We start from the raw sequence: 7,911 nt of genomic DNA, 5'->3' as shown, positions 1-7,911 counted from the left end.
TTCCGTCCAGTCCGTCGCGTCTCCGCTTCGGTGAGGCGGTATTTACGGAGAGAGCCCCGAACCCGCAAGAGGAAAAAAACAGTTCGATGACATTTTTTTCCGGACGGTCGAAAATTTCACAAAATCTTGGGGTGGGGATGCATTGCGCCACAAGGGGCAGGTCCCAGGCTCAGAAAGATCCGCGCTCGATCACGCGGTGCGTGCCACCGTTCTGCGCCCGTTGCGGATCGCCCGGATCGCCAGCAGCGCCACCACCCCGCCGAGGTAGAGCATCGGTTCCAGCGGCCAGGCCTTCACCAGAAGCAGGAAATGCAGGGCTCCGGCGAGGGCGGCGACATAGGTGAGCTTGTGCAGTCGCGCCCAGCCGGCCGGCCCCAGTCGGCGAATCGAGGCGTTGTTCGAGGTCAGCGCCAGCGGAATCATCACCGCGAATCCCAGCATGCCCAGCATGATATAGGGCCGCTTCAACAGATCCGCGCCGATCTCGGCCCAGCGCAGCTGGATATCCAGCAAGAGCCAGGTCGCCAGATGCAGCACCACATAGAGGAAGGCCATCAGCCCCACCGCCCGGCGATAGCGGATCAGGCTGACCCCGGTGGCCCAGCGCAGCGGCGTGATCGCCAGACCCGCCACCAGAAGCTGCAGCGCCACCTCGCCCAGCCGATGCTCGATCGCCTTCACCGGATCGACGCCCAGCGCCCCGGAAAAGGTCTGCCACACCAGCAGCAGCAGCGGCACCAGCGCCAACGGATAGATCACCCAGCCCGGCACCGGGCGCAGCGCCGTGTTGATCCGCTGCGCCAGCATTCAGAAGTCCACCGCCAGATCCTGTCCGGCATACATCTGCGCCACCTGTTCGCCGTAACCGTTGAACATCTGCGTCTCGATCCGCGGCGCGAAGAAGCCGCCGCCGATCCGTCGCTCGCTGGCCTGCGACCAGCGCGGATGGTCCACCTCGGGGTTCACGTTGCTGTAGAAGCCGTATTCCCGGGCGTTCTGCATGTTCCAGGTGGTCTGCGGCATGGCCTCGACGAGGCTGATCTTCACGATGCTCTTGATCGACTTGAACCCGTATTTCCACGGCACCACCAGCCGGATCGGTGCGCCGTTCTGCTTGGGCATCTCCTCGCCATAGAGCCCGGTCGCCAGAATCGTCAGCGGGTTCATCGCCTCGTCCAGCCGCAGCCCCTCGCGATAGGGCCAGTCGAGCGACCGGCCCCGCTGCCCCGGCATCTCTTCCGGCCGCACCAGCGTCTCGAAGGCAACGAATTTGGCCGAGGGCTGTACCCCCACCCGGTTCAAGAGCGTCGCCAGCTCGAAGCCGACCCAGGGGATCACCATCGACCAGGCCTCGACGCAGCGGAGACGGTAGATCCGCTCCTCCAGCGTGACACCCGACAGAATGTCGCCCAGATCGTAGCTGCCGGGCTTGTCCACCAGCCCATCGATCTGCACCGACCAGGGGTCCACGGTCAGCGCCCCGGCATTGGCGGCGGGGTCGCCCTTGTCGAGGCCGAATTCGTAGAAATTGTTGTAGCCCGAGATCTCCTCGAGGCTGTTCGGCGTCTCGTCGGTGGAGAACGCGCTCGGCACGGTGGCGATCTTCGCCACGGCGGGGCTGGCAATCGCCAGCGCCCCGGCCCCGGCGATCAGCTGCCGCCGGTTCAGCCACAGCGGCTTCGGCGTCACATCCGCCCAGCTCAGATCGTTCCGGTATCCCTTGCGCATCGCCGTCTCCCTCATGCCTGGGGCAAACCTGCGCCGCGTGGGCGGGAAATCCAACAAAACTCGTGTCACTTTGCCGGGAAAAACCTGCAACAATTGGCGGTCGCAGCGAAAAGGGGAGGGGTCGCCCCCTCCCCTTCCCCTCAATGCACCACGGCTTCCTGCGGCCGCTCGCGCCGCGAGGCCGAGATCCGGTCGCCGATGATCAGGCCCTCGGATCCGGCGCTGACATGCACGGTGGCCCCGTCCATCACATCGCCCGAGAGGATCATCTCGGCCAGCGGGTCCTGCAGATGCCGCTGGATCACCCGCTTCAGCGGACGCGCCCCGAATACCGGATCGTAGCCCTCGTCGGCCAGCCACTGCTTCGCCGCCGCGTCCAGATCCAGCGCGATCTTGCGCCCGGCCAGCCGCTTTTCCAGCCGCTTCAGCTGGATCTCGACGATCGCCCCCATGTCAGCCCGTCCGAGCCGCTCGAAGATCACCGTCTCGTCCAGCCGGTTCAGGAACTCGGGGCGGAAATGCCCCCGCACCGCTTCCATCACCGAGGCCCGCGCCGCCGTCGGGTCGGCCCCGTCGGCAAGCTGGCTCAGCGCATAGGCGCCGAGGTTCGAGGTCAGCACGATCAGCGTCTGCTTGAAGTCCACCGTGCGGCCCTGACCGTCGGTCAGCACCCCGTCGTCCAAAACCTGCAACAGCACGTTGAACACGTCCGGATGCGCCTTCTCGACCTCGTCGAACAGGATCACCTGATACGGCCTGCGCCGCACCGCCTCGGTCAGCACCCCGCCCTCGTCATAGCCGACATAGCCCGGAGGCGCGCCGATCAGCCGGGCGACCGCGTGTTTCTCCATGAACTCGCTCATGTCGATCCGCACCATCGCCTGATCGTCGTCGAAGAGGTACTCGGCCACGGCCTTGGTCAGCTCGGTCTTGCCGACCCCGGTCGGCCCGAGGAACAGGAAGCTGCCCAGCGGACGGTTCTCGTCGTTCAGCCCGGCCCGCGCCCGGCGCACGGCATTGGCCACCGCCGTCAGCGCGACGCGCTGGCCGACGACCCGCTTGCCCAGCTCCTCTTCCATGCGCAACAGCTTCTCGCGCTCGCCTTCCAGCATCCGGCTGGTCGGGATGCCCGTCCAGCGTTCCACCACCTCGGCGATCTGCTCCGGCCAAACGGCTTCCGACACCAGAAGATCGCCCTCGCGCGCTTCCGCCTCGGCCAGCCGCTTCTCCAGCCCCGGGATGATGCCATAGGACAGCTCGCCCGCGCGGCCCAGATTGCCTTCGCGCTTCACCTGATCCAGTTCGGCGCGCGCCCGGTCCAGCTGTTCCTTCAACTCGCGCGAGGCTTCCAGCTTGTCGCGTTCGTCCTGCCACTTCGCCGTCATCTCGGACGAGCGTTCGGTCAGCTCCGACAGCTCCTTCTGCAACCGCTCCAGCCGGTCCTTGGAGGCGGCGTCCTCCTCCTTCTTCAGGGCCTCGGCCTCGATCTGCAGCTGCAGGATCTGCCGGTCCAGCGCGTCCAGCTCTTCGGGCTTGCTGTCCACCTCCATGCGCAGACGGCTCGCGGCCTCGTCCACGAGGTCGATCGCCTTGTCCGGCAGGAAGCGGTCGGTGATGTAGCGATGGCTCAGCGTCGCCGCCGCCACGAGGGCCGAGTCGCTGATCCGCACCCCGTGGTGCAGCTCGTATTTCTCCTTGATGCCGCGCAGGATCGAGATCGTGTCCTCCACCGTCGGCTCTTCCACCATCACCGGCTGGAAGCGCCGCGCCAGGGCCGCGTCCTTCTCGACATATTTGCGGTATTCATCCAAGGTCGTCGCGCCCACGCAATGCAGCTCGCCCCGCGCCAGCGCCGGCTTGATCAGGTTGGCCGCATCCATCGCGCCTTCCGATTTGCCCGCGCCGACCAGCGTGTGCATCTCGTCGATGAACAGGATGATCTCGCCCGCGGCTTGCGTCACCTCGTTCAGCACGGCCTTCAGGCGCTCCTCGAACTCGCCGCGATACTTCGCCCCGGCGATCAGCGCGCCCATGTCCAGGGCCATCAGGCTCTTGTTCTTCAGGCTCTCCGGCACGTCGCCATTGACGATGCGCAGCGCGAGACCCTCGGCGATGGCGGTCTTGCCCACGCCCGGCTCGCCGATCAGCACCGGGTTGTTCTTGGTGCGGCGGCTCAGCACCTGCATCGCGCGGCGGATCTCCTCGTCGCGGCCGATGATCGGGTCGATCTTGCCGTCCCGCGCCGCTTCCGTTAGGTCGCGCGCATATTTCTTCAGCGCGTCATAGCCTTCCTCGGCACTCGCCGAGTCCGCCGTCCGCCCCTTGCGGATGTCGTTGATCGCCGCATTCAGCTTTTGCGCCGACACCGCGCCCGCATCCAAAGCCTCCTTGGCCTTCGACGCCACCATGCACAGCGCCATCAGGATGCGCTCCACCGGCACGAAGCTGTCGCCCGCCTTCTTCGCGACCTTCTCGGCCTCGTCCAGCACGCGGACAAGCCCCGGGTCCATGAAGGGCTGGGCGTCGCCCGTCACCTTCGGCAGTTTCGCCAGCGTCAGCTCCAGCGTCTCCGTCACGCGCTGGGGCTCGCCCCCGGCACGGCGGATCAGGTTGGCGGCCAGCCCCTGATCGTCATCCATCAACGCTTTCAGCAGATGTTCGGGCGCCAGCCTCTGGTGGCTTTCCCGCGTCGCTATCGTTTGCGCAGCCTGAAGGAAGCCGCGCGAACGCTCCGTGAATTTTTCCAAATTCATCGCAAACCCTTTCATCAAGCCCCCGGCGCATTCCCGCCCGACTGTCGGCACGGCATATCCCGGGTCTTGTTGAAGAGTTGGTCGCGGCGGGCGGCGAATTCAAGGATCACGCGGCGATCAGGCAAGCGTGATTTTGCTTCCGACCCCCTTGGGAACAAATATGGGTCGTGGTGCATTTTATCCACAGCGTAAGTCACCGCAGACACGAGGAAACAGACCGCCGTCTGCCCCGCCCGTCAACCAGCCCGAGCCGGAGTCACGGCTCAGCCCCACCATCCTCCGCAGCCGTCTGGAACGGTGCGGATCGCTTGAGGAGTTTTGTCATGCGCATTCTCTCCGCCACCATCGAGCACGCCCACTATGCCCGCGATTTCGGGCAGGTCGAGGCGACCGTCGCCCTGCTCGTCAAGGACAGCAGCCGCCCGGTGCCCTACATCCGCCGGATCTTCACCGTCGAGCCCGCCCGCGATGACGAACCGCTGCGCCAGCGCCTGCTCGAAAGCGCCGCGGCGCTCTATCTCGCGCGCTTCGCCCCGGTGCCCGAGGTGCAGTTCAAGCACGCCGCTTGAAACCAGTCAGGCGGCGCAACGCTCAGCGCAGCGCCGCCTTCAACGCCCTTACCTGCCCCGCATCGGTCAGCCGCGCAGCACCGAAGCCAAAGCCGCTCTCCACCGCCGCGACCGAGCAGGAGCCATGCACCTCGGCCAGCGGCAGCCCGGCCAGCGCCCCCACCGTCTCCGCCGAGATCCCGCTGCCCGGCATCACCACGATCCGCCCCGCCGCCTGCCGCATCAGCCGCGCCAGCACCGGGGCGCCCTCCCCCGCCGTCGCCGCCCCGCCCGAGCTCAGCACCCGGCGAAACCCCAGCGTTATCGCTTCCTCCAGCGCCCCCGCCGGATCGTCACAAAGATCGATGCAGCGGTGCAGCGTCAGGTCCAGGCCCTCGGCCTCCGTCACCAACTGACCCAGCATCCCGCAGTCCAGCGCAGGCCCGCTCAGCGCCCCCAGCACCACGCCGGCCAGCCCGGCCTCGCGCGCAGCGGCAATATCCGCCCGCATCACCGCCAGATCCGCCGCGCCAAAGCAGAAATCCCCCGCCCTTGGCCGGATCATCGCCAGGACCGGCACACCGCAGCCCGCCGCCTGCCGCATCAGCCCCACCGAAGGCGTCAGCCCGCCGACGCCCAGCGCGGCGCACAGTTCGATCCGATCGGCCCCGCCCTCGACCGCCGCCGCCAGCCCCTCGGCGGAATCGACGCAGACCTCCAGCAGAACCTCAGCCAAAGGCCTGTCTCCCGGCGATGGCCGCGCCGATCAGCCCCGGCTCGGTTTTCTGCGACGCGGGCACCAGCAGCGGCCCCGCCGTGCGCCGTAGCACCCGCGCCCGCACGGCCTCGTCCAGCGCGGCGATCAGCTCCGGCGCGCCCGACAGTCCGCCGCCCACCGGCACCGACGAGGCGCCGACCACGTTCAGCACCATCGCCAAAGGCCCGCTCACCAGCTCCAGCCAGACCGCCACCGTCTGCACCGCCGCCGCCTCCTTGGCCTGCCAGCCCTCGATGATCGCGCCGCTCGTCGCCACCTCGCCGCTCAGGTGCCGGTGCAGCCGCTCCAGCCCGCGCGCGCCACCCACCGTATCGACACAGCCCGCCAGCCCGCAGCCGCAGGCGAAATGCGGCACGTCGAGCCCCAGAGGCCGGGTGTTCAGCACCGGCCCATGACCCCATTCGCCCGCATAGCCGCCCGCGCCGGTGATGATCCGCCCGTCGATCACCAGCCCGCCGCCGACCCCGGTGCCCAGAATGATGCCGAAGACTGTCCGATGCCCCGCCCCCGCGCCGCGCTCGGCCTCGACCAGCGCGAAACAGTCCGCGTCATTGCCGACCCAGACCGGCAGGCCCAGCACCCGCGCCAGATCGTCCGCGATGGCCCGCCCGTCGACGCAGGGAATATTCGCGCATTTCAGCCGTCCGGTGTCCGGATCAATGCAGCCCGCGATCGAAACCGCCACCCCGCGCACTGTCCGGCCATGCAGGAAGCGGTTCATCGCATCGGTGAAGGCGCGGAAATTGGTCGGCGTCGGCGCATCGCCAAGGCTCTCCACCGTGCCGTCCTCGCCCACGAGCCCCGCCTTGATCCGCGAGCCGCCGATATCGAAACATATCATCATGGTCACCCCCGCCCTCTCCGATACCAGCCTGCGCAGGCCGAGGGTATCCCCTGCTTGACAGGCCCGCCCCGTCGCCGCATCACCCCGCAACCGCAGCAACAGGAGACAGACATGCCCGATGATCGCCTGATCGTGGCCCTCGACGTGCCCAATGTCGTGCAGGGGATGGAGCTCGCCAACCGGCTGGGCGACGCCGTCTCCTTCTACAAGATCGGCCTCGGCATGCTGACCGGCGGCGGGCTGGCGCTGGCCAACGAGCTCAAGCACGAGCAGGGCAAGCGAATCTTCCTCGACATGAAGCTCTTCGACATCGGCGCGACGGTCGAGGCGGCGGTGCGCGGTTTCTCGAACTTCGACCTCGATTTCCTCACCGTCCACGGCGACCCGCAGGTGGTCGCGGCGGCGGCGCAGGGCAGGTCGGGCGGGCTGAAGATTCTCGCCGTGACCGTGCTCACCTCGCTCGACCGCGCCGATCTCGACGCCAACATGATCCGCCCCGGCGATCTGGCCGAGATCGCGCTGGAACGCGCCGCCCGCGCCCTCGAGGCCGGGGCCGACGGCGTCATCGCCAGCCCGCACGAGGCCGCGGCGATCCGCGCCCTGCCGCAGGCGAAGGGCCGGCTGATCGTCACGCCCGGCGTCCGACCCGCAGGCGCCTCGCATGGCGACCAGAAGCGCGTGGCCACCCCGGCGCAGGCCATCGCCGATGGCGTCGACCATATCGTCGTCGGCCGCCCGATCTGGCAGGCCACCGATCCGCGGGCCGCAGCGCAGGCGCTCGTCGCGGAAATGGGTCGCGCCTAACGAAAAAGGGCAGCCCGAGGGCTGCCCTTTCCGTATCCGTCAGACCCGGATCAGTTGGCCGGAGCCGGCGTCGCCGGAGCGGGCGCTGCAGCGTCCGGAGCAGGCGTGGTCGCCTCGGGCGCCGGGGCGGCGGCATCCGGGGTCACGGTCGCATCCGGAGCGGGCGTCGCGGTGTCGGGCGTCGTGGTGGCGCCGGTGGCCGGAGCGGTCTCGCTCGTGGCGGCCGGGGCGGTCGCGTCATCGACCGGGGTCGGGTTCGCAAAGACGAACCACAGCACGGCGAGCAGCGCGATGATGCCGCCAAGGACGAAGAAGATGGTGCTGGAGCCGGAACGTTCAACCGTGCGCTCGGTGGTGCGGTCGACGGTGGTGTGGACGTTCGAGGCGCCCGGGTCGCGGCGATAGTCGGACATTTCTGCCTCCTTAACTGGGTGTCATGTGGGCTACCAACACCCG

8 protein-coding genes are annotated in these 7,911 nt (G+C 68.2%); 2 read left to right on the top strand and 6 right to left on the bottom strand.

All coding sequences use genetic code 11. The features are described 5' to 3' along the window. Positions 1-189 precede the first annotated feature (189 nt). The 3 genes from msrQ to clpB all read right to left on the bottom strand — a co-directional run bounded on the left by msrQ (position 190) and on the right by clpB (position 4,481). Positions 190-807, bottom strand: coding sequence for a protein-methionine-sulfoxide reductase heme-binding subunit MsrQ (msrQ, locus tag AC3A5Z_RS17410; RefSeq protein ID WP_487520575.1), 618 nt, complete (start codon positions 805-807; stop codon positions 190-192). Then, positions 808-1,728, bottom strand: coding sequence for a protein-methionine-sulfoxide reductase catalytic subunit MsrP (gene msrP, locus AC3A5Z_RS17405; RefSeq protein ID WP_487520574.1), 921 nt, complete (start codon positions 1,726-1,728; stop codon positions 808-810). A 140-nt stretch (positions 1,729-1,868) separates the two neighbouring features. Further along, positions 1,869-4,481, bottom strand: a complete 2,613-nt coding sequence (gene clpB / locus AC3A5Z_RS17400; protein WP_487520573.1) for an ATP-dependent chaperone ClpB — start codon at positions 4,479-4,481, stop codon at positions 1,869-1,871. 323 nt (positions 4,482-4,804) lie between these two features. Here clpB and AC3A5Z_RS17395 point away from each other — a divergent pair, with 323 nt between their 5' ends. Beyond that, positions 4,805-5,050 carry a hypothetical protein gene (locus AC3A5Z_RS17395; protein ID WP_487520572.1) on the top strand — a complete coding sequence of 82 codons (246 nt, stop codon included), beginning with the start codon at positions 4,805-4,807 and terminating at the stop codon, positions 5,048-5,050. A gap of 22 nt (positions 5,051-5,072) precedes the next feature. Here AC3A5Z_RS17395 and AC3A5Z_RS17390 read toward each other — a convergent pair whose 3' ends face one another. Together AC3A5Z_RS17390 and AC3A5Z_RS17385 are read right to left on the bottom strand one after the other, a co-directional pair. Further along, positions 5,073-5,765 (bottom strand): copper homeostasis protein CutC, encoded by a 693-nt coding sequence (locus AC3A5Z_RS17390; protein ID WP_487520571.1) that lies wholly within the window; start codon positions 5,763-5,765, stop codon positions 5,073-5,075. After that, positions 5,758-6,651 carry an ROK family protein gene (locus AC3A5Z_RS17385; RefSeq protein WP_487520570.1) on the bottom strand — a complete coding sequence of 298 codons (894 nt, stop codon included), beginning with the start codon at positions 6,649-6,651 and terminating at the stop codon, positions 5,758-5,760. The genes AC3A5Z_RS17390 and AC3A5Z_RS17385 overlap by 8 nt, the downstream gene beginning before the upstream one ends. A 111-nt stretch (positions 6,652-6,762) precedes the next feature. On the opposite strand from AC3A5Z_RS17385, the gene pyrF reads away from it, so the two are divergent. Then, on the top strand, positions 6,763-7,455 hold the full coding sequence (pyrF, locus tag AC3A5Z_RS17380; protein ID WP_487520569.1) for an orotidine-5'-phosphate decarboxylase: 693 nt from the start codon (positions 6,763-6,765) through the stop codon (positions 7,453-7,455). Positions 7,456-7,505: 50 nt separating this feature from the next. Here the strand turns inward: pyrF and AC3A5Z_RS17375 are convergent, their stop codons facing one another. Further along, positions 7,506-7,868, bottom strand: coding sequence for a hypothetical protein (locus AC3A5Z_RS17375; protein ID WP_487520568.1), 363 nt, complete (start codon positions 7,866-7,868; stop codon positions 7,506-7,508). Between the last annotated feature and the right edge of the window lie 43 nt (positions 7,869-7,911).

Source organism: Cereibacter sp. Soil_C_27 (assembly GCF_057657095.1).
This window is presented reverse-complemented; position numbering and strand designations above follow the sequence as displayed.